We start from the raw sequence: 21,119 nt of genomic DNA on the forward strand, positions 1-21,119 counted from the left end.
CGCCTCGGCACCGGTGAACGGGACGAACGCGGTCGCGGCGGCGGCGCCAGCGAGCGCACTCGCCCCGCCGATGAGCAGCCGCCTGCGGCTGCCGGGGTGTTCGAGCCAGGAGGACATGGGGGTTCCCTTCGATTCGGTCATGAGAGGGCGGCTTCCCAGACGATGCCGCCGCCGGTGGCGTCGGAGGCGAGGCGGTCGCGGGCGGCGGTGTCGCCGTAGAGGGACCAGCGCATCCAGTCCAGGCTCGTGGCGACCGTCTGGTTGTAGGTGGGGCCGTTCCAGATGAACTCGTCGTGGCCCTGCCCGGTGTGGGTCATGAACGCCTTCGGCGTCGGAAGCTCGCTGTACGCCTGGCGGGCGAGCGAGTACTGGCAGATCGGGTCCTGGTCACCGTGCACGAACAGCACTTTCGCGTTGACCGCGCCGGTCGGGTTCCCCATGTCCACGCAGGCATAGGGGATCGCGGCGGTGATCCGGGAGTCGGGCCAGGCGGTGAGCAGACCGTGGGTCGTCATGCCGCCCAGGGAGTGCCCCGCGACGCCGACGCCGAGGGTCGTGTCCATGTGCCCTGCGAAGGCGTCGCAGGAACCCGCCGCGCCGAGGGCGAGGGCCTGGGTGAGGACTTCGGAGACGTCCTTGGACTGGTTGCCGTTGTAGACGTCGCCGATGTTCCCCTCCGAGCCGGTGGTCGTGGTGGGGAAGACCGGGGCGGGGACGATGAACCCGGCGGCCGCCAGGGGACGGATGTGGGTGCCGTAGGACTCGGGGTTGCCGCCGAGGCCGTGGCTCCATTCCACGACGGGGAACTGCCCGGATGCGATGGGCGCGTTGCTAACGGGATTGCCGCCGGGGGTGCCGGAGGCGGCCGGGTAGAAGATCCGGGTGACGAGGGTGCGTCCGGCGCGGCTCCAGGTGAACTGGCGGACGCCGAGCGGGAAGGTCTGGGTCGGTGCGGACCGCGCCAGCGCGGGGGCTGCAGGGCCGATCAGGGCCGCAACACCGACGGCGGCGCCGAGACCGATGAGGGCGCGTCGAGGCATGGACATTATCAAGTCCTTTCGCGAGGAGGGGACCGGACCGGGCTGGTGCGCGCCGAGTGCGCGGCGCATCGCCCGGTCCGGTGCCGGGCGTGTCAGTCGATGGAGGCGGCGCCGATGTCGGCGAGGACCGTGTCGGCGCCACAGGTCGCACCGACCGGGATCAGGGACCACTGCTGGTTGTTGGTGCCACCTGGAGTCCACTGGACGATCGCGGCGCCCGCGGAGGTCGAGTAGTTGTAGACGTCGAGCGCCTTGCCCGAGTTGCGGTTGACGAAGGTGTAGTAGCCGGCCGAGTTCTTCGTGACCGTCCACTGCTGGTTGGCGCCGTTGAGGTTGGTGTACTGGGCGACCGTCGCGCCGTTCGCGGTGCTCCAGTTCCAGACGTCGAGCACCTGGCCGGAGTGGCGGACCTGCATCCGGTAGTAGCCGCCGCCGGAGTCGATGAACCGGAACTGCTGGTTGTAGCCGTCGTGCTTGGTGTACTGGGTGAGGATCGCGCCGGTCGCCGTCGAGGCGCCCTGGATGTCGAGGGCGAGCCCGGAGTGGCGGGAGACGATCGTGTACCAGTCGCTGGTGTTCGGCGGCTGCGCGTCGGCGCGGTCCGCGGCGAAGCCGACGAGGCCCGCGGTCGCGAGGACGATCGCCGCCGCGAGCGCGGCGAAGCCGCGGGACCAGCGGGTCAGGAACGAGAAGTCGGGTGCGGCCGATGTCATCGGGAGCTCCTTGGCGTTGTCGGAGACGGGGAATGAGGGATTCGGAGGGGTCAGCACGTGGCGCCTCCGGCAAGGGTCGCCAGGCCGAGCCGGTACGGCAGCTGCGAGTAGTCGCCGCCGGAGTTCGGATCGCGGCCCTGGTAGAGCAGTTGGAGGTTGTCGGTGTCGATGGTCATGGTCTGGTCGTGGCCGGACCTGATGAGCTCGCCGTGGCTGATGTCGGTCGTCCACGCCCCGTTCGGGAACGAGACGTTCGCGGCGCCGGCGAACGGCGCGGACTGGCTGGTCGCCAGTGGCTGCCAGGTGCTCCTGAGGGTGTCGGCGGTGTAGGCGCGGTAGTAGCGGGCGCCGTTGGAGCCGATGGACTCCCACATGAGGAGGTAGTCGTCGGAGTCGTCGATGTTGTAGACCGCGCCGCCCTCGAACAGGTTGTTCTTGGTGTCCTGCAAGACGATCTGCGTGTTGGTGAACCCGTTGGGGAAGTTCCCCACCGTGGTCTCGGCGCGGTATACGTGGCCGTTGTCGTCGGCGGAGAACAGATAGCACATGGTGTCGTCGCAGATGACGTAGTAGTCGAGCCAGAAGCCGTTGCCGATGTTGTCCTCGACGATCTGCGGCATCTCGTTCTGGAAGTTGCGCGGCGCCGACCAGCTCATCGGGTCGTTGATGTTCGACGTGGTGGAGTAGGAGGGCAGGCCGGTCTGGTACACGAGGTACCAGAGGTTCTGCGGCGCGTAGTAGAACACGTTCGGTGCGGCGGCGTACCGGGAGCCGATGTTCGGGTTCGTGTCGAGGAACGTGTGCGGCGCCGAGGACGCCTGGGACCAGTCGGTGAAGCTCGTGTAGGCGAGGCTCCAGGCTCCGGCGGTGTTGGCGACGGTGAAGAAGACGTGCCACTTCCCCGTCGAGTCCTGCACCACCGTGGGGTCCTTGGCCGAGACGACGTTGTGGGTCGAGTTCGGCTTGGGGCCGATGAGGGCGCCGGTCGAGGTCCAGTTGAACGTCGTCGGCAGCGCCTGGGCCTCGACGGCGTCCGCCGAGGTCTGCGCGTTCGCAGTGAGGGCGCTCGCGGCCAGCGCCGCGGCCGCGGCAAGAGCTGCGAGCGCTCCCAGCAGCTTGCCGCGAAATATCCGGTGCATGAAGTTCCTTCCGGTCAGGGCCTGCCGCAAGCTGTTATCGCTCACAAGCCACTGGATCTCGAAACGATCGAACGAGATCACGAAAATAAGATGAATCGAACTATAGAGAGTTATCGATATCACGTCAACGCCTCAGGCGTAAATTGAAACGGATGTGGCGCGCGGCGCTAGACTGCCGCGATGAACCCCGACCCCGAACCGGAGCCCGTCCCCGACGGCCCCTTGACGATCCCGCAGCTCGCCGAACTGGCGGGCGTCTCCATTCCGACGGTTTCGAAAGTGGTCAACGGCCGTTCGGACGTGGCGGCAGCGACCCGCGAGCAGATCGAGGACCTGATCCGCCTCCACGGCTACCGCAGGCAGCGGCGCCCCTCGAAATCGGCCGCACTGATCGACGTGCTCTTCCACGAGCTGCGCGGAACTTACGCGATCGAGATCCTCAACGGCGTCGAGGAGGTCGCCCGCGAGCACCGCCTCGGTCTGGTCCTGTCCGAACTGGGCGGGCGCCACGTCCCGGGGAGGGACTGGGTCGAGGAGGTGATCGCACGGCGCCCGCACGGTGTCGTCTCGGTGTTCACCGGCCTGACCACCGAGCAGATCGACCGGCTCTACAGCCGCGACATCCCCATGGTGCTCCTCGACCCGGCCGGCGATCCCGACCACGACGGCCCCTCAGTGGGCGCCAGCAACTGGAACGGCGGCCTCACCGCCTCCCGCCACCTCGTCGGGCTCGGCCATCGCCGGATCGCCGTCATCACCGGCCCCGATCACATTGAGGCGAGCCGCGCCCGCCTCGACGGCTTCCGCGCCGGCCTTGACCTCGCAGGCGTGCCGCTCGACCCCGCGCTCGTCCGCATGGGAGGCTTCCAGATCGAGGGCGGACGGGACAGCGCGACGGAGCTGCTCGCACTCGACGCCCCGCCGACGGCGGTCTTCGCCTGCAACGACGGGATGGCGGTCGGGGTCTACCATGCCGCGGCCGCGCTCGGCGTCCGCATACCCGAGGACCTGAGCGTGGTCGGCTTCGACGACCTGCCGAAGGCGAAGTGGACCGTTCCCCCTTTGACTACGATCCGCCAGCCGCTCAAGGCCATGGGAGTCGCGGCCGCGCGCATGGTCGTGGCACTCGCCGCCGGTGAGACCCTTGAGCAGCAGCGCATCGAGCTCGCCACGGAACTGGTCATCCGCGAGAGCACCTCCGCACCGCGGTAAGCGGACCTTCGGAAGAGCACCGAGGCCCAGGCGGCCGCTCTCGTCGGACGACCACGCGCAGGGCTTGTATATTCATCGATTCTTCGATACCGTGAAGGTTCACGGAAGCGGCCCGCTGACCCCCGGCGCAGTCGGCCGCGTGGGGCAAAGGAGCACCATGCGAACCCGCAATCACACCACCGACTCCACAGGCGGGCGGCCGCTCGGACGGCGGCGCCTGCTCCAGGGCGCCCTCGCCGCAGGCGGTCTCGCCCTCGCCGGAGCCGGTGCGGCCCAAACGGTCCAGGCCCAGGAGGTCGGGGCACTCGCCGCCCACCCGGGGATGCTGCACACCCAGGCCGACCTCGACCGGATGGCCTCCCGGATCGCCGCCGGCGCACAGCCGTGGCTGAACGGCTGGAACAAGCTCATCGCCAACAGCCACGCCTCCTCCGGCTGGAACCCCAACCCGCAGGCGACGATCGTCCGCGGCGGCGGGGTCGGCGAGAACTACGGCATCCTCTACAACGACATCGCCGCCGCCTACCAGAACGCCCTGCGCTACCGGCTCAGCGGTTCGATCCCCCACCGAGACAAAGCCGTTCAGATCTGCAACGCCTGGTCCTCCACGTTGCAGGAGATCACCGGCAGCGCCGACCGGTGGCTGGCCGCCGGCATCTACGGCTACCAGTTCTGCAACGCCGCCGAGCTCCTGCGCGGCGTCAGCACCTTCGACATGGGCCGCTTCCAGAACATGATGCGGAACGTCTTCCTGCCCATGAACCGGCACTTCCTGGAAGTCCACAACGGCGCCTGCATCACCAACTACTGGTCCAACTGGGACCTGTGCACGATGGACAGCATGCTGTCCATCGGCGTCCTCTGCGACGACGGCGCGCTCGTCAACGAGGCGATCGACTACTTCTGGAACGGCGAGGGCAACGGCTCGATCGACAACGCCATCCCCTTCGTCTACGACCAGTACGCCCAGATGCAGGAGTTCGGCCGCGACCAGGGGCACTGCCTGCTCAGCATCGGCCTCATGTCGACGTTCATGGAGACGGCCTGGAACCAGGGCGTCGACCTGTACTCCGCCCGCGGCAACGCCTTCGCGAAGGCCTGCGAGGCCGTCGCCCGGTACAACCTCGGCTACGACGACGTTCCGTGGACGAACTACTCGTGGGGCTCGGGCGTCAACTGCGCCTACAACGAGCACACCTCGATCTCCTCGTCGAGCCGCGGCCAGGGACGCCCCATCTGGGAGCTGGTCTACAACCACTACGTCGTGCGCCAAGGCCTCCAGATGCCCAACACCGCCCGCATCGCGGCCGCGGTGCGGGTCGAAGGCGGCGGCGGTGACTACGGATCGACCTCAGGCGGCTACGACCACCTCGGATTCGGCACCCTCACGGCCATGCGGCAGACCGCCGCGGTCGTCTCCGGCGGCGTCTACACCTTCATGTGCGAGCGGTCGGGCAAGGCGCTCGACAACGGCAGCAGCACCGCCGAAGGCGCCCAGGCCATGCAGTGGACCTACAACGGCTCCGCCGCGCCGCAGCGCTGGCGCGTCACCGACGTCGGGGGCGGCTACCACAAGCTCGTGTCGCTGCACTCGGGCAAGGCGCTCGACAACGGCAGCACGACCGGCGACGGCGGCGTCCTCGTCCAGTGGACCGACACCGGCGCCGCCCAGCAGCGATGGCGTATCACCGACGTCGGAGGCGGCGCAGTGAAGCTCGTCTGCCAGCACTCGGGCAGGGCGATCGACAACGGCAACCGCGAAGCCAACGGCGACAGGGCCCTCCAGTGGACCGACACCGGCGGCGTCCCGCAGCGCTGGCAGCTGCGCCGCGTCGCCTGAACCACGACGAAGTACGGGCCCCGGTCGTCGACCGGGGCCCGTACTTCGTCGGCGGCGGCTGTCAGCAGCCGCTCACGAGCTCCCAAGGACCGTAAGGCGTCCCGGGCTCCTGGGTGCGGGTCCACCACTGAGCGCGCCACAGCGAGCCGCCGATGCTCGCTTCGTCGCCCTCCTCGTAGATCCCGGTGGGGGTCCAGGCGGCGGCCACGGTGTCGCCGCAGAGGGTGCGGGTGCCGACCTCGGACCAAGGGCCCCAAGCCGACTCGCCGGGCACCTGCCCGCTCGCATACCACTGCGCGGTGAAGACGCGGCCGTCGTAGAAGACCCGGTCACCCTCGCGGTAGGCGGTGTCCGCGTCCCAGTCGGGGACGTTCCACACCAGGCCCGCGAGCGCGGCCCGCAGTCCTTCGGCGGCGGCGTCCACAGTGCCCTGGTCGGCGTCGGCGGGGAGCGCGTTGGCATCGGCCGCGGCCGTCGCGAGCGCGGCCCAGGAGGCCGGGGTCCAGTCCGCCTCGTCGAGGAGGAGCGCGCGGCCGCGCAGGAGGTCGACCAGGGTCCGGTCGACGGCGCGTTCGACGAAGACGAGCTCGGCGATGTTGGCGAAGCCCGAAGGCGTGTAGTAGCGCAGGTAGCGGTACTCGGTGGTGCTGTCGATCGCGAGGCTGCCCCATTCGGCTCGGGTCACCCCGGAGATCGTCGCGAGGGTGTCCCAGGTCGAGCCGTCGTTGGAACCTTGGATCTGAGCCCCGTTGGCGCGCAGGTGGTTCCCGGTGCGCGGCAGGTAGTCCACTCCGGCGAGCGCGGTCTCGTTCCCTTCACCGAGGTCCACGCGGACCCAGCCGGAAGCGGTGGTGGTGTCGGGCGAGGTGGCCGCGTCGCCGTCGAAGGCGCGCCAGCCGTTGGCGGCCGCGTCGGCGTCCCCGGACCAGGAGACGCTGGAGGCCGTGACGCGGTCGGGGTCGGGTTCCACCTCGGGGAAGAGCGTGGTCTGCGGGACCAGCAGGTCGGCGGCTGCCAGCAGTTCGTTGAGAATGGCCGTGCGGTTTGCGCCTTCGTCGGCGAGCGCGGCGCGGAGCCGGTCGACCTCTTCGGTGTAGAGGAAGGCGCTGGCGCGCGTCGCGGTCGCGGTGTCGAGGACGCGGGACTCGAAGTAGGCGTCACCGTATTCGAGGTCGCCGTAGAACTCGACTTCGGCGAGGTTGCCGTTCCAGGTTCCGGCGTTGTAGATGCGGAAGTAGCGGTAGTGGTCGTCGCCTGCGGCGGTGCGGCGGAGCCAGGTGCCCTGGACCGCGCCGGTGAGGGCGTCGGTCAGGTCGGTCCAGGTCTCGCCGTCGTCGGAGCCCTGCACGACGGTGCCGTTGGCTCGGGCGGCGCAGCAGGCGCGTGGCAGGACGTAGGCTTCGTCGAGCCGCACGGCGGCGTCCTCGCCGAAGTCGATCGTGTAGTACGAGCCGGTTCCGGTGTTCAGGTCGCCTGCGGTGTCGGCGTCGCCGTCGAAGAGGAGGTAGCCGACCTCTTCGGCGCTGAGGCCGTTGCCGGGCCACTGCTTGTCGGAGGCGAGGACCGTGGCGAGGCCGGCGACGTCGATGCGGCTGTCGCGGTCGCCTCCGATGTAGAGGGACGTGCCGTCGGTGGTGCCGTAGAAGGTCGGTCCGGGTTCGCCGTCGGCGGTGTAGTCGACCGTGACAACCGCGTTGCCGGGGGCGACGCCGTCGAGGGCGACGGCGGCGGTCCAGGTGAGGCCGTCCGTGGAGGTCGCTTCGGCGGAGGCGCCGCTGACGTTCACGGTGAGGGCGTCGAGCGGTTCCTTGGCGGCGACGGTCACCTCGACGGTGTCGCCGACCGCGACTTTGCCCGCGATCGCCTGATCGGAGGCGATGGAGGCGGCGTCGATGAGGTTCCCGATCTCGCGGCGTTCGCCCCAGATGTGGAACTCGTTCATTTCGAACAAGTTCCGGACGATGCCGTAGAGGACGTCGGGCAGGGGTTCGATCATCTGGACTTTGAGGTAGCGGAACTCCTCGTCCTGGAGGTCGGGGTCGACGTCGAGGGTGTTGAAGTCCTGCGTGAACGCGGTGACCCCCGGGGTCAGCCGGGTCCACTCGGAGCCGTCGTTCGAGCCGTAGACCGCCGAGTTGGCGAGCCGGTCGGCGAAGATGTTGCTCTGGAAGCCGAACTTCGTCGCCGAGACCCGGAAGTCGGGTCCGAAGTCGATCGTGTGCGACAGGTTCTGGGCCTGCCCGTACCAGGTGCCGGTCTGGTTGTTGCCGTCGGTCCAGTTCCCGATGCTCGTGCCCGCGGTCGAGGAGGCCTCCAGCCCCGGGTAGGCGAGGCTGCCGTCCTCGATGGTCGGGGAGGTGAGCTGGAGGGCGTCGGCGGCGGTCATGAACGATGCCAGGGCGGCGGTGTACTCGCCGTCCGAGCCGGTCTCGCGGATGCTGTCGGCGGTCTCGTAGGCGAGGGTGTAGGCCGCTTCGGAGGCGGATTCGTAGACCGCGTCGGGGTCGTGCCCGGCGGCGATGAGGTCGAGCGCCTCGTCCCGGTCACCGCCCGCTTCGAGGGTAATGCGGCGGGAGGTCGAGGTCTCGCCGTCGAAGGCGGTCACGGTGACGGTCGCGGCTCCGGCCTGCGACGGCGTCCAGGTGAGGCCGCCGGTGTCGGGGTCGAGTGCGGCGCCGTCGGGGAGCCCGGCTGCGCTGTAGGCGATCGCTTCGGCGCCGGTGGCGGAGAGGTCGGCGGTGAGCTCGGCTCCGGCCCAGCCGACGACGCGGGCGGGCGTGTCGGCGAAGGCGGGCGGGGTGAGCTCGTTGGCGCCGTTGGTGTTGATGTGGTCGAGGTCGACCGCGGACCCGGCGGCCTCGATGAAGAGCATGTCGCCGAGGGCCTGGTTCAGGACGACGTACCTCCACTCGCCTCCGGTGTCGGGGACGATCACGGTGGTGTCGTTGCCGTAGCCGAATCGCAGTTCGGCCTCGCCGTCGGTGCGGACGCGGAACCCGTTGACGGTGCTGGAGGTCGAGCCGTTGAGGTAGGCGATCTTCGCGCCGGGTGCGAGGGTCAGGTGGCCGTCGGCCTCGGTGACGTCGCCGGCGAGGTGGGTGTAGCGGTCCTCGACTTCGAGGATCGTGCCGCTCGCGGGGAGTTCGGGCACGGGCTCGCCCGCGGCCGCGGCGGGCGCGAACAGCCACGAGTCGCCGCCGCCGTCGCCGACGTTCCAGGCGTGGTTGAGGTTGCCGCCGTAGTAGAACAGCGGGCCGGGGCGCTTGGCGTAGGCCTCGGCGAAGTACGGTGCGACCGAGGCGACGTCGACGCCCTTGGCGAACTGGTAGTAGTAGTACAGCTCCCAGAAGCTCGCGGTCACGTAGCGGCCGCGGTAGGAGTGGGAGATGTGGTTGTAGGTGTCGCGGATCGTGCCGTCAGGGGAGATCGCGTACGCCACGGGCGTCCACTCGGTGTCGTAGCCGAGCATGTACTGCCAGAAGTAGTCGGCGGCGTCGAGGATGCGGTCGTTCAGGAACTCGTAGGGCCCCACGGCGTCCGCGGCGGTCGAGACCGTGCCGTCCACTGGGTCCACTTTGGTGCCATGGGCGAGGAGCATGCGGGCGAGGATGAGCGCGTTGGTGATGTCGCCGCCGCCGTGGGCCTGGTCGCGGCCCATCTCGACGTGCTGCACGTGCGGGTCGTCGATGGGTTCGCCCGTGGCGTCGTTCGTGTCGACCCAGCGGAACAGGCGCGAGATCGAGCCGTTGAAGCCCTGGTCCTTCGCCGTCGCGTTGACGGTGTACCACTCGACCTTCTCGTCGTAGAGATCCTTGTCGTCCATGAAGATCGCCCCGGCCATGGAACCGAGCAGCGGGTAGTTGTGCTGGTTCATGAAGTGGTCCGGGGAGGACATGAACGTCGCGATCGTGGGCTCGATGAGGTTCGCGGTCAGCGACTGCGTGTCCGCGTCCATCCACACCGACGACTCGTCGGCGCAGGAGGTGTAGCGGAGGATCTCGGCGGCGGCGAGCATCCGGTGCAGCGGCATCCCGGTGTGGATGTGCGAGTCGGTGAAGTAGACGTACTTGTCGGGATCCATCTGCTCCCAGATACGGATGATCGCGAGGGCGTTGTCCCGGTACACCTCCTCGCCGGTGAGGGCCCACATGACGGCCTGGGTGTAGGACTTCAGGCCGTCGTCGACGAAGCGGGCGTTGAAGCCCTGGCTGTTGAACGCGTCGGAGGCGGGCTTGGTCGGGTCGGTGCCCGACCGGTTCGAGGAGGTGACCGTGTCGGCGGCGGCGTAGGACTGCTTCATCGCCTCGAAGGAGGAGGTCCACGGCTCGGCGCCCGCGGCTATCTGGTCGCGGACGTTCTGGAGGATCGGCTCGGTCAAGTCGATGCCGGGGTGGGTGAATCCGGCCTCGGAGACCGTCGAGTTGAACTGCACGTCGCAGGCTTCGCTCTCCTGGGCGGCGGCGGGCTCGGCGGCCCCGGGGGCGAAGGGCGCCAGGCCGATCGCGAGCGCGATGGCGATCGCAGGGGCGAACGCCTTGCGCAGCAGGCCGCGGTGCGTGCGGCCGGGGGACGGGCGGGGGTTCACGGTGGCTCCTTTGTCACGGGGAATGGGACGGGTCCGTCTGCTTCAGGGTCGGGCCGCGGCGCCCCGAGACGGACGGGCGCCGCGGCGGCTCATGGGGTCGCGGCGGCCCGCCGGGACCAGTCGCGGACCAGGCTCGCGAACATCTCGGGCCGCTGGACGGGGAAGTCGTGCGAGACGCCGGGCCACACGACGACTTCGGGGTGCACGGCGCACCCGCGGCTGAGTTCGAGTTCGACTGCTGCGGCGGTCTCGGTCGAGTACACCGTCAAGGACTGCCGGGTGCGGCGGCGCAGGAGCGCGGCCGTGTCCCGGCGGGCCCCGACCGAGTCGGGCCGCAGGTACTGGGAGTCGTACAGCTCGGCGAGCGCCGCGAAGTGCCGCTCCTCTTCGGCGCCGGGGTTAGCCGGGACGACGGCCCGCCGGGCCCGCGCGAGCGCGAGGTGCTGGGCGCGGCGCTGCGGCGCGGCGGCGATCTCCTCGTCGGAGGCGCCGTAGGAGGGGTCGGCGACGACGGTTCCGGCGACGCGGTCGGGCCGGCGGTCCGCGGCCACGGCGGCGACCTGGCCGCCCATGGAGTGGCCGACGAGCACGGCGCGGTCCTCGCCGAGCGCGTCGAGGACCGCGACCACGTCGTCGGCGAGCGCGCGGATCGACACGGGGACGTCGCGTCCGGCCGCGAGGGCGAGTGAGGCGCCGTGCATGCGCTGGTCGGGGACGATCACGCGGTGGCGGTCCCGGAGGAGCGCGGTGACCGGCGCCCACCATCGCGCGCTGTTGCCCCAGCCGTGCAGGAGCATGAGCGGGACGCCGGTCCGGGGGCCGTGCACGGCGACGTCGAGCATGACGCCGGGGGCGACCTCGACCGGTGTTCGCTCGTTCGCGCTGGGCTGCATGGGTGCTCCTCCTGCGTTCGCTCGCCTACGCCCGGCCGCCGCGGTCGACGGCGAGGGTCACGGCGGCGGTGCGGGTTCCGGCGGCGTTGGCGGCGGTGACGGTGACGGTGTAGTTCCCGGGAGTGCGCGGCGTCCCGGAGATCAGGCCGGTGTCGGGGTCGATCGCGAGTCCGCGGGGCAGGCCTTCGGCGGTGAAGGCCGCCGCGGTCGCCGTCGCGATGCGGTGCTCGAAGTACCGGCGTGCGGTGGCGGCGACCGTCTGCGCCGGGAACCAGGGGGTCACCGCGACCTGGTCGAAGACGGCGGTGCTCAGTTCGGTCGGATCGCCGGAGGTGACCGCGAGTCCGATGCGGTACGTCGCGTCGCCGAACGTGGGGATCGGGGAGGGCTCGCCGATCGGGGTCCAGTCCTGTCCGTCCGGTGAGGACGCGGCGGCGAAGGCGTCGCCCTCCCGGGTCAGGCGCAGCCAGATCGGTGCGGCGGCGACCGGTCCGTCGGTGACGGCGGGGGCGGCGGCGACGCGGGGGCGCCGGAAGAATCGTGCGGTGCCGTCGCCGCCGAGGACCGCGGCCGCGACCTGGTCGAACGGCGAGAGCGATTTGGCGATGACGAGCCCGGCCGCACCGCCGGAGGCGGCGCCGTCCCACTCGGCGAGGCGGGCGAGGACCGTGCCGTCCCCTTCGAGGGGGGCGAACGCATAGTGGACGGTCATGCCCTGGTTGATGAGGTTCAGGCCGCCGCCCGATCCGCGGACGGTGAAGGCTCCGGTGTCCTCTTCGTAAGCGGCGCCGCCGGGTTCGAGGATCGCGGCGACACCGCGCGTGCCGAGCGGCTGCTCGTCGGCGACGGGGTCGCCGATGTCGCGATGGCCCCACGGTGCCGGGGGCGGCGCGCCGACGGTGAGGGCGAGGGTCGCCTCGGCGGCGCCCGCGACGTTCGCGGCGGTGAGGCCGACGGCGAACTCGCCGGTCTCGGCGGGGACGCCGGTGACGAGGCCGGTGGCCGGATCGAGTGCGAGGCCCTCGGGGAGTCCGGTCGCGGTGTACGCGGTCGGGTGCGAGGAGGCGCGGATCGCGTACCGGAAGGCGGCGCCGGTGTCGGCGTACGCCTCGGTGCGGCCGGTGAACTCCGGGACAGGCGGGGACGGCATGACCGCGGCGGCCGGTGCCGAGGCCGGCCCGGTGCCGGAGGCGTTCAGTGCCCGGACCGTGTAGCGGTACTCGCTGCCGGGGGCGCCGGTCGCGTCGGCCCAGCGGGTCTCGACGCCGAATCCGACGGGGCCGACATCCTCGGCGACGGTGGCGGTCTCGCCGCCGGGTCCGCTGCGTTCGACCGTGTAGCGGGCCGAGGCGTCGGGGGAGGTCCAGGCGAGGTGGACGGCGCTCTCGCCGGTGCGTGCGCGCAGGCCGAGGGGTGGCGCGGCGGGGGCCGGTGCCGACCAGCCGGGGGCGGTGACGTTGTCGAAGGCCGCGGTGGTGGTCTCGGCCCAGTCCTCCTCGACGCCGAGGACCGAGCAGACGGCGAGCCCGATGAGCAGTTCCCGGTCGAGGTCGAGCTCTGTGGAGCCGACCTCGGTCCATTCGCGGCCGTCCGGGGAGATCGAACCGGTGAAGGTGCACCCGTTGCGCTCCAGGCGGACCCAGTGAGGACGGCGCCACCGGTAGCCGTCGCTCGCCGCCTCGATGCAGGGGAAGGGAAGCGGCGTGGCAGAGGAGGGGAGGGACCCGAGGTTCGAGATGGGGAAGCCTGCGTCCGTGGTGATCGCGGTCTGCTGGGAGGGCGGGACGGGTTCGGCGCCGGTCGCCTCGGTGCCGCGGCCGGTGCGGGCGCGGGTCGTCCACACGCCGCTCCAGGCGTGCAGCGGCAGTCCCTGGACGAGCATCGAGGCGTGCGCGGAGTCGTCCTCAAGGGATTCGCGCATGGTGACGCCGAGCTTCGCGTACTGGGAGCTGACGGGGTGGACGATCCGGGCGGTGAGCGTGCCGTCTCCGGTCATCGGCAGGTAGGTCAGGCCGAACCGGTCCCGCGTCCCGGCGATGTCGCTGCCGCCCGCCTCGATGCGGAAGGCCTGCCCGTCGAAGGCGGCGGCCCCGGCCGGTCGGGCGCCGCCGACGTCGGCGTACGACCAGGGGCCGGGCAGGCCCGCCGCGACGGCGATGCCCAGCGAGTCGGGTCCGGTCCCTTCGCCGTTGGCGGCGGCGACGGCGTAGACGTAGGTGCGGCCCGGCTCGACGTCCGAGTCGGTGTAGGAGGTGGAGGTCAGGTCGGTGGCGATCACGGTGAGGTCGCTGTCGGAGGCGCCGCGCTTGACCGTGTAGCGCTCGGCGTACGCGAGCGCGTCGGGGTCTACTGCGGCGGCCCAGGAGACGGTGACCGCGCCGTCGGCGGCGGTCGCGGCGAGTCCCGCCGGGGCGGGGGGCGGTGAGGCCGGTGCGCCGGGGGCCGCGGCGGGCCGGGCGAAGGTGAGGGTGCCCCAGGACGGGTGGTCGTCGTTGACCCCCTCGACGTGCCGCGCGCCGTCGGCGCCGCGGAAGACGACCTGCTCGGTCCAGGGCATGTCCAGGCCCATGCGGCTCTTGTAGTGGCCGTATGCCATCTCGTGGATGGGCCGCCACTGGCCGCGGTTGCCGGCGGCGACGGCGGTCTTGAGGTACTTGCCGGTGCGGTCGAGGTCGGGGGTGAAGGGCACGTCCTCGCCGAGGTTGTACCTGGAGACATACTCGAATCCGGCGAGGATGCGGTTCCCGCTGTGGCCGTAGAGGTCCACGCCCTGGTTCCAGGCGACTTCGGCGACGTCGGACAGCAGGCCGAGGGCCAGCTGGGCGTACGCCTGGCTGCGACCGCTCTCCTGGCCCTGGCCGCCCTCGTCGACGACGATGCCGGTGATCGAGCCGTTGCCGGGTCCGGCGACGGCGCAGCGGACGGCGTCCTCGAACATGACGCGGTCGTCGCAGAACACGGCGACGGCGATGACGGTCTGGAGGGCGGCGACGTCCCAGTTGCCGTTGGCGAACAGCGCGTACCCGGAGACCGAGGGGTACCAGACCGCTTTGAAGGAGTCCTCGCACCGGGCGATGGCCGCTTCCGTCCAGCCGGTGTAGCCGGTGTGCCGCAGGATCTCCGCGGCGTTGACGAGCTTGAAGCCCTGGAGCCCGGCGCCGAGCTGGCCGTCCGCGCCGGTGATGGTCTGAAGACTCGCCGACCAGGCGTCGAGGATGTCGCGGGCCTTGTCGGCGTGCCTCGCGTCGCCGGTGGCGGCCCACATGAGCGCGTTCTGGTATGCGGCGTCGGCGTCGTCGGCGGCCTCGGCAGTGTGGTCGGTGGGGCCGCGGCCCCACGAGGTGACCTGCCCGGTGTTGCGCACGCGGTAGTCGGCGGAGGAGCGGGCGTGCGCGGCCATCGCCGCGAACCCGGAGGCCACGGGCTCCTCCCCTGCCGCGACGGCCTCCCGCATCCGGTCGAGGTCGGCCTGCCGGTGCAGCAGCCCGGGATGGGCGAACGCGAAGCCGGAGGCCTCGTCGGTCGTGGCGGCGGCCGCCGGGCCGGTCGGCAGGGCGAGCGCGATCACCGTCCCGGCGGCGCCGCGGAGGAGGACGCGGCGGGTCGGCTGGTACTGGTTCATCGTGTCCTCCAAGGGGTCGGGGGTGGTCTAGCGGACGGTCAGGGCCACGGTCCGCTGGCTGGTCCCGGCCGAGTTCGCCGCGCTCACGACCACGTCGTACGAGCCCGCGGCGACGGCGGCCCCGGAGACCACGCCGGTGGCCGCGTCGATCGCGAGCCCTTCGGGGAGGCCGTCGGCGGCGAAGGACTCGGGGTAGCCGAGGGCGCTGACGGTGAGGACCGTCGGCGCGCCCGCGATCGACTCGGCCGCTTCGGCGACGAGGAGCTCGGGGGCCTCGGCGGTCGGTGCGGTCGCGGCCTTGAGGAACCGCAGGTTCGTCACGTGCTCGTTGGCGTGCATGGGGATCATGTCGGTCGTCCGGTACCAGCCGGGCTTCTGCATGTCGTCGGCGATGACGGTGCCGTTGACGCTGAAGTTCTGGAAGGTCACGTCGTCGATGCCGTGCTCGGCGTCGTAGCCCAGCAGGAGGGCGGTCCCGGCGCGGGTGCCCGTGTAGCTGAGGTTCCTGACGAAGACCGATTCGATCCCGCGGCCGACCGAGGTGTTGTACTTGGGGTTGTAGGCCACGCGCATGTGGATGATCTGGCCCCACCGGAAGTCCTCGATGCGCACGTCCTGGACGCGGACGTTGCGCACCAGGTTGGAGTCCCCCGGGTTGAGGGCGATGCAACCCTGGTAGTCCATCTGCGGTTCGCGGTGGTCGAGGATGTCGACGTCGCTGACGACGATGTTCTCCAGGACCTCGGGGTCGTCGGTGTTGCCGTGGGTGCCGACGTTGATCGGGTGGGCCACGTCGGCCCACAGCGCGCAGCCGCGGATGGTGATGTTGCGGACGTCGCCGTAGTAGTTGCTGCGGTGGGTGTACAGGGCGATGCAGTCGTCGGAGCTGCGCATGAACGCGCCTTCGATGAGTACGTCGCTGCTGCAGAAGACGTCGATGCCGTCGCCCCACTTCCCGGAGCTGAAGTAGCTCAGGCCCCGGACCGTGACCTGCTCGGACTCGGCGATGTCCATGGCGTTGCCGGTGGGGTTGTTCATGATCGTGATGCCCTCGACGAGGATGTTCCGCGAGGACCGGATCGGGGACGCGCCCCACTCGACGCCGTAGATCATGCCGCGGCCGCGCAGGACCGCGTTCTCCACGTTGTCGAAGGACACGTTGCGCTTGACGACCGCGCCGCCGGCGATGTAGACGGTCTGGCCGCTCTCGACCGTCACGGCCTCACCGGTGTGGACACCGGGTCCGAAGTAGACGACGTCGGGGTCGTCGGGGTCGGGAGCATCCTCGTCGATCGGGTTGGCGAGCAGGTGCAGGCAGTCGAAGAGCTCGTCGTTGACCTCGACGACGACCTTGCGCGGCTCGGTGAGGGTGAAGCGGAGGCAGTCGCCGTCGAGGTCGGGTTCGATGCCGTAGGACAGCGGGCGGATGCGCGCCTTGTCGATCTCGCCCTTGGTGTAGGTGATCTTGACGTCGACCTCGCCGGAGAACTCGAAGCAGGCGACCGAGGACTGGTGGACCTGGTCGCCGCCGGTGGCGGCGTTGATGGTCTTGAGGGTCGTGTTGTAGACGCCGACGGTCTGCCACCGGCCGCGGCGCCCGGAGCGCACGCGGACTTCGAAGCTGTCGTTCTGCGGGATGCCGTCGGGTACGGGGTGGACCTCGACGCGGTCGGCGCCGGCCTCCTCGGCAGAGGCGGGTGAGCCGGTGGCGAGGTACCCGGCGACGGCGGTCGCGGTGCCCGCCTGGAGTACGGTGCGGCGGGAGATTCGTGAGCGGTCGGTGCGGTCGGACATGGTCGGTACGCCCCTTCAGATGGACGATCATGCTGAATATGTGCAATTTTCGATATTTGCGGCGGGAGTCGGCCGCTGCGGGCGCCCGACGTGTGCACGGGCGCCTGCGGCGGTTAGTAGACGCGGATCTCCTGCACGTCGAGCGGCGCCTCCGGGTACCGCAGTCGGACGGCGATCGCCTTCCTGGCAGGGAAGTTCAGCTCCACCAGCGGCGCGGTGCCCGCGCCGCCTTCGTGCAGCGGCTCGAACACTCGGCCGTCGGCACTGGACTCGATGAGCCACGGGCCGGTCGGCGCCTCCGCGAACACCACTTCGACCCGCTCGATGTCGTACGGGAATTCGAGGCTGGCGCGCAGCCATTGGCCCGGGCCGCGGTCGGCGGACCTCCAGGCGGTCTGCGGGTCCGGGTCGGTCGCATTCCCGCCTGGACAACCGGGGAGCGCGCTGCTCGCGGCGACCGGACGGTACGCCGCGAGCGACGCGTTGCCGCTGCCCTCCGGCGGCTCGGTCACGTACGGGGCCGCCGGGGCGAGCCGCGGCGTCCGCCGCGGCCGGTTGTCACCGGTCGCGGTGAGCATCAGCTCCACGGGTTCGAGGCCGACCGAGGTCGCGCGGATGTGCTGCGGCCCTGGGATGTAGGAGCGGAAGTCGACGGCCGCCGCGCCGTCGTTGACGCTGTCGGTCTCAGGGCCGAGCGTGATGCTGCGCCCCGAGGGGAACAGGCCGCCGCCCTCGACGACGGTGAGCGTCACCGACCGGTCCTCGGCGACGCGCTCGCCCGCGGCGTCGAAGAACTCGACCACCAGGTGCGCGTCCCCGGTCCCGTCGGTCGGGATCGTGTCGGTGTCGGCGCGCAGGCGAAGTTCGGCGGCGGCACCCGGCCGGGGGAACCGCGGCGGCGTGATGCCGAGGAGCTTCTCGCGGTACCAGTGGTAGGAGCGCCGCGGGATCCGGAAGTAGTCGACGAGGCCCTGGAGGCCCGCGCCGTCGGCGACCGACTTGTAGTGGAAGGCGCACCAGAAGAGCTTCCCTGAGCGCCACGGGTAGTCGACTTCGACGCCGTGCTCCCACTCCACTTCGTACTCCCCCGGGCCGCGGCCGCGGGAGCCGTGGTACTCGCTCACCAGGTTCGGGATGCCGGGGTCGTGGAAGAGTTCGGCGCCGTCGCCGTTGTACCCGGCGATGTCGCCGAGCACGTCGAAGCCCTTGCGCTGGGCGCCGCCGACCGCGGCGGGCCGGGTCGGGTCGAGCTTCTTCGCCAGCGCCACGAGTTCGACGGTGAGGGCCTTGGCCTTGTCGATGACGGCGTCGTCGCTGAAGAACGCCTCGTTGCCGATGCTCCAGACGACGATGCTCGGGTGGTTGCGGTGACTGCGGATCATCTCCCGCAGGGCGCGGCGCAGGCTCTCCTCGAACTCCGGCTCATCGGCCTCATCGACGGGGTAGGCGCTGGCGTACCAGTAGCCCTCGGTGTTCTCCCCGCCCATGCCCCAGAAGTGGAGTTCGGACCAGAACAGGACGCCCTGCCGGTCGCACTCCTCCGCGAAGTAGGGGTGGTGCGGGTAGTGGGAGCCGCGGATCATGTTCATGCCCATGGACTTCACCATCGCGATGTCGCGGCGGATGCCGGCCCGGGTCCCGGCGTCGCCCCAGCCGCCGCGGTTCTGGTGGACGTTGGCGCCGTGGAGGTCGAGGTGCTCGCCGTTGAGGAAGAAGCCCCGGTCGGCGGTGAACTCGAACCAGCGCACTCCGAACGCGGTGGACTGGATGTCGCGGACTTCGCCGCCGACGGCGACTGAGGCGGTGAGCCGGTACAGGTGCGGGTGGTCGGGGTGCCACAGCAGCGGGCGGTCGAGCGCACCGGCGAGTTCCACTGTGGTCCTCGATTGCGCCGGGACGGTGCGGCGCACCGGTGCGAGCGTGAGGACCGGGCGGCTCACGTCGGCGACGACGGCGGCGACTTCGACCTCGACGGGGTGCGGTTCGTCGTTGACGACCTCGATCTCGGCCGCCACGGTGGCGCGCTCGGCGCCGGCCTCGGGGGTGGTGACGCCGAGGCCGTGCCAGTCGATGCGGACCCGGTCGGCGACGACGACGCTGACGTCGCGGTAGATCCCGCCGTTGAAGCTGTAGTCGCCCGCGCGCGGGGCCAGGCGCGGGTTCCAGTGGTTGTCCACGCGGACGAGCACGTCGTTGCCGCCCTCGGCCACCAGATCGGAGACGTCCACGGTGAACGGCGTGTAGCCGCCTTCGTGGCGCCCGGCGAAGCGGCCGTTGACGAACACCTCGCAGACCTGGAAGACGCCGAGGAACTCCAGGGCGATCCACGAGCCGAGCCAGGCCGCGTCGACGTCGAGGACGCGGCGGTAGCAGCCGTACCCGACGTAGAAGCGCTGCTCGCGGAAGTCGGGCAGGTCGAAGGAGTGGGGCAGGCCGACGTCGTACCAGTCCGAGTCGGGTTCCTCGGTCTCGGCTCCGGGGTGCTCGCCGTAGGCGAACCGCCAGTCGTCGTTGATGAAGCGCTGTTCGCGGATCATGCGGTGGGCCTTCCAGAAGGGTCGGGTGCTGGGGCGGGCCGCCCGTTGAACGGCGGGCGGTCCGCGGGGAGGAGGCGGTTGCGGCTAGTGGTCCGTGTCGTCCCAGGCCGCTTGGTAGATCTCGACGTAGCGGTCGGCGCCGTAGGTGTCGAGCTCGGCCTGGAACGCGTCCCAGGCGGCGTCGTCGGAGATGTCACGGGCGCCGGAGACGAATTCGGCGCTCGCCTGCGCGACGGCGCTCTCCACATTGGTCTGAATGGTCGCGAGCTCGTCGGCGGCGTCGCCGGTCACCCACACGTTCCAGTACGGGAACGCCTCGGCGGGCTTGTTCGCCGCGTACAGCTCGGTGGCCTCGAACAGCCGCCGCTCGACGCCGTCGAGCGAGTAGATGTCGGTGCCGACGACCTGCCCGCCGCGGAACTCGGCGTCGCTGAAGTACTGCGTCATCGCGCCCCAGGAGGTGTTCTGGCCCTCCTCGTTGTCGGGGTCCCCGGGCAGGATCTTGAACAGGGGGTCGACGCTCTCGTCGAGGGGCACGTCGCCCTCTTCGGGTGCGGCCCAGTTGACGCCCTCGGTGCCGAACTCGCCCAGGAGGTGGCCCTCGTAGGTGTAGATGTAGTCGAGGATCTCGATGAGCTGGGTCTGCTTGGCCTCGCTGGCCTTGTTGGTGATGACGAAGGTCGCGCCGGGGATGCTGCCGCTGACCCAGGAGGCCGGCGAGCCGTTCGGGCCGGTCAGCGGGGCCACCGGGTCGTAGTCGGCGTTGCGCTCGTCCTCCAGGCCGATGCTGATGAAGTTGGCCGGGTTCTGGATCACCGAGGCCCCGATGATCGTCGCGTCGGGGTTCTCGCCCTTGGTGCGGAGCGCGTCGGGGTTCTGCGTGAACGAGGCGTCGTCGATCAGGCCCTCCTCCCACAGCGAGCGGACGTACGCCAGCCCCTCGCGCCAGCCGTCCTGGCGGGCCTGGAGGGTCACCTGGTCACCGTCGAGCGCCAGCGACGCGGGCTGCGCGCCGGTGGGGTCGGAGGTCGGCATGTAGATGAACGGGTCCATCAGGTACGGCAGGATCGAGTAGCCGGTGGAGCCGGACAGCGGGATTTCATCGGCCTCGCCGTTGCCGTTGGGGTCCTGGGTCTTGAACGCCCGCAGGACCTCGCGCAGCTCCTCGGGGGTGGTGGGCTGGTCCATCCCGACCGCGTCGAGCCAGGCGGTGTTGATCCACAGCTTGCTGGTGTAGGAGCAGTGGAAGCAGTCGTTCCACTGCGGCAGGCCCCAGATGGTGCCGTCGGATCCGGCGGCGAGCTGGGCGTACTCGGGTACCTTGTCGAAGGCCGCGGTGATGTTCGGGGCGTGCTCGGCGATGAGGTCGTCGAGCGGGACGATGACGCCCTGGTCCCCGAGCTTCAGCAGTTCTTCGCGGCTGAACTGGTCGTTCCACGGGACGAGCATGTAGGCGTCCGGGTAGTCGCCGCTGGCGAGGGAGATCTGGCGCTTCTCCGCCGCGGCGGCCGCGTCGTAGACGGTGGTCTCGAACTGGAGGTCCACGTCGAACTTGTCTTCGAGGATCTTCGTGAACGCGCTGTCGTTCAGGTCCTGCTCGGGCCATTGCGGCGCGAAGATCGTGATGACGCCTTCCGGCGACGTCTCGGGTTCGCTGGAGCAGGCGGCGAGGGCGCCGCCCGCCACCGCCAGTGCGGCCGCGGCCGCCGTGGTGCGAAGGACTATGCGTTGCATGGGACTTGCC

At 70.7% G+C, this 21,119-nt stretch carries 11 protein-coding genes; 2 read left to right on the top strand and 9 right to left on the bottom strand.

Annotated features, from left to right (window positions below; translation table 11 throughout):
• Window positions 1-137 precede the first annotated feature (137 nt).
• The 3 genes from WA640_RS28085 to WA640_RS28095 form a co-directional block, all read right to left on the bottom strand.
• Window positions 138-1,046 (bottom strand): alpha/beta hydrolase family protein, encoded by a 909-nt coding sequence (locus WA640_RS28085; RefSeq protein WP_335992182.1) that lies wholly within the window; start codon window positions 1,044-1,046, stop codon window positions 138-140.
• Between the two features lie 86 nt (window positions 1,047-1,132).
• Window positions 1,133-1,753 (bottom strand): RICIN domain-containing protein, encoded by a 621-nt coding sequence (locus WA640_RS28090; protein ID WP_335992183.1) that lies wholly within the window; start codon window positions 1,751-1,753, stop codon window positions 1,133-1,135.
• Window positions 1,754-1,803: 50 nt separating this feature from the next.
• Window positions 1,804-2,892 carry a non-reducing end alpha-L-arabinofuranosidase family hydrolase gene (locus WA640_RS28095; RefSeq protein WP_335992184.1) on the bottom strand — a complete coding sequence of 363 codons (1,089 nt, stop codon included), beginning with the start codon at window positions 2,890-2,892 and terminating at the stop codon, window positions 1,804-1,806.
• Window positions 2,893-3,072: 180 nt separating this feature from the next.
• Between WA640_RS28095 and WA640_RS28100 the strand changes: the two genes are divergently transcribed.
• Both WA640_RS28100 and WA640_RS28105 read left to right on the top strand, forming a co-directional pair.
• Complete coding sequence (locus WA640_RS28100; protein ID WP_335992186.1) at window positions 3,073-4,104, top strand: LacI family DNA-binding transcriptional regulator; 1,032 nt, start codon at window positions 3,073-3,075, stop codon at window positions 4,102-4,104.
• Between the two features lie 157 nt (window positions 4,105-4,261).
• Window positions 4,262-5,944, top strand: coding sequence for an RICIN domain-containing protein (locus tag WA640_RS28105; RefSeq protein ID WP_335992188.1), 1,683 nt, complete (start codon window positions 4,262-4,264; stop codon window positions 5,942-5,944).
• 61 nt (window positions 5,945-6,005) lie between these two features.
• On the opposite strand, the gene WA640_RS28110 is transcribed toward WA640_RS28105, so the two are convergent.
• The 6 genes from WA640_RS28110 to WA640_RS28135 all read right to left on the bottom strand — a co-directional run bounded on the left by WA640_RS28110 (window position 6,006) and on the right by WA640_RS28135 (window position 21,109).
• Window positions 6,006-10,529, bottom strand: coding sequence for a discoidin domain-containing protein (locus WA640_RS28110; protein ID WP_335992189.1), 4,524 nt, complete (start codon window positions 10,527-10,529; stop codon window positions 6,006-6,008).
• Window positions 10,530-10,618: 89 nt separating this feature from the next.
• Window positions 10,619-11,422, bottom strand: coding sequence for an alpha/beta fold hydrolase (locus WA640_RS28115; RefSeq protein ID WP_335992190.1), 804 nt, complete (start codon window positions 11,420-11,422; stop codon window positions 10,619-10,621).
• Window positions 11,423-11,447: 25 nt separating this feature from the next.
• A complete protein-coding gene (locus WA640_RS28120; RefSeq protein ID WP_335992191.1) occupies window positions 11,448-15,044 on the bottom strand; it encodes a putative Ig domain-containing protein in 3,597 nt (1,198 codons plus the stop codon).
• A 27-nt stretch (window positions 15,045-15,071) separates the two neighbouring features.
• A complete protein-coding gene (locus WA640_RS28125; protein WP_335992193.1) occupies window positions 15,072-16,838 on the bottom strand; it encodes a glycosyl hydrolase family 28 protein in 1,767 nt (588 codons plus the stop codon).
• A 113-nt stretch (window positions 16,839-16,951) separates the two neighbouring features.
• On the bottom strand, window positions 16,952-19,375 hold the full coding sequence (locus WA640_RS28130) for a glycoside hydrolase family 2 protein (protein WP_335992194.1): 2,424 nt from the start codon (window positions 19,373-19,375) through the stop codon (window positions 16,952-16,954).
• An 84-nt stretch (window positions 19,376-19,459) separates the two neighbouring features.
• Entirely contained in the window at window positions 19,460-21,109 is a 1,650-nt protein-coding gene (locus tag WA640_RS28135) for a hypothetical protein (RefSeq protein WP_335992195.1), read from the bottom strand.
• Window positions 21,110-21,119 lie beyond the last annotated feature (10 nt).

Source organism: Glycomyces sp. MUSA5-2, from assembly GCF_037034145.1.
GTDB lineage: Bacteria > Actinomycetota > Actinomycetes > Mycobacteriales > Micromonosporaceae > Glycomyces > Glycomyces artemisiae.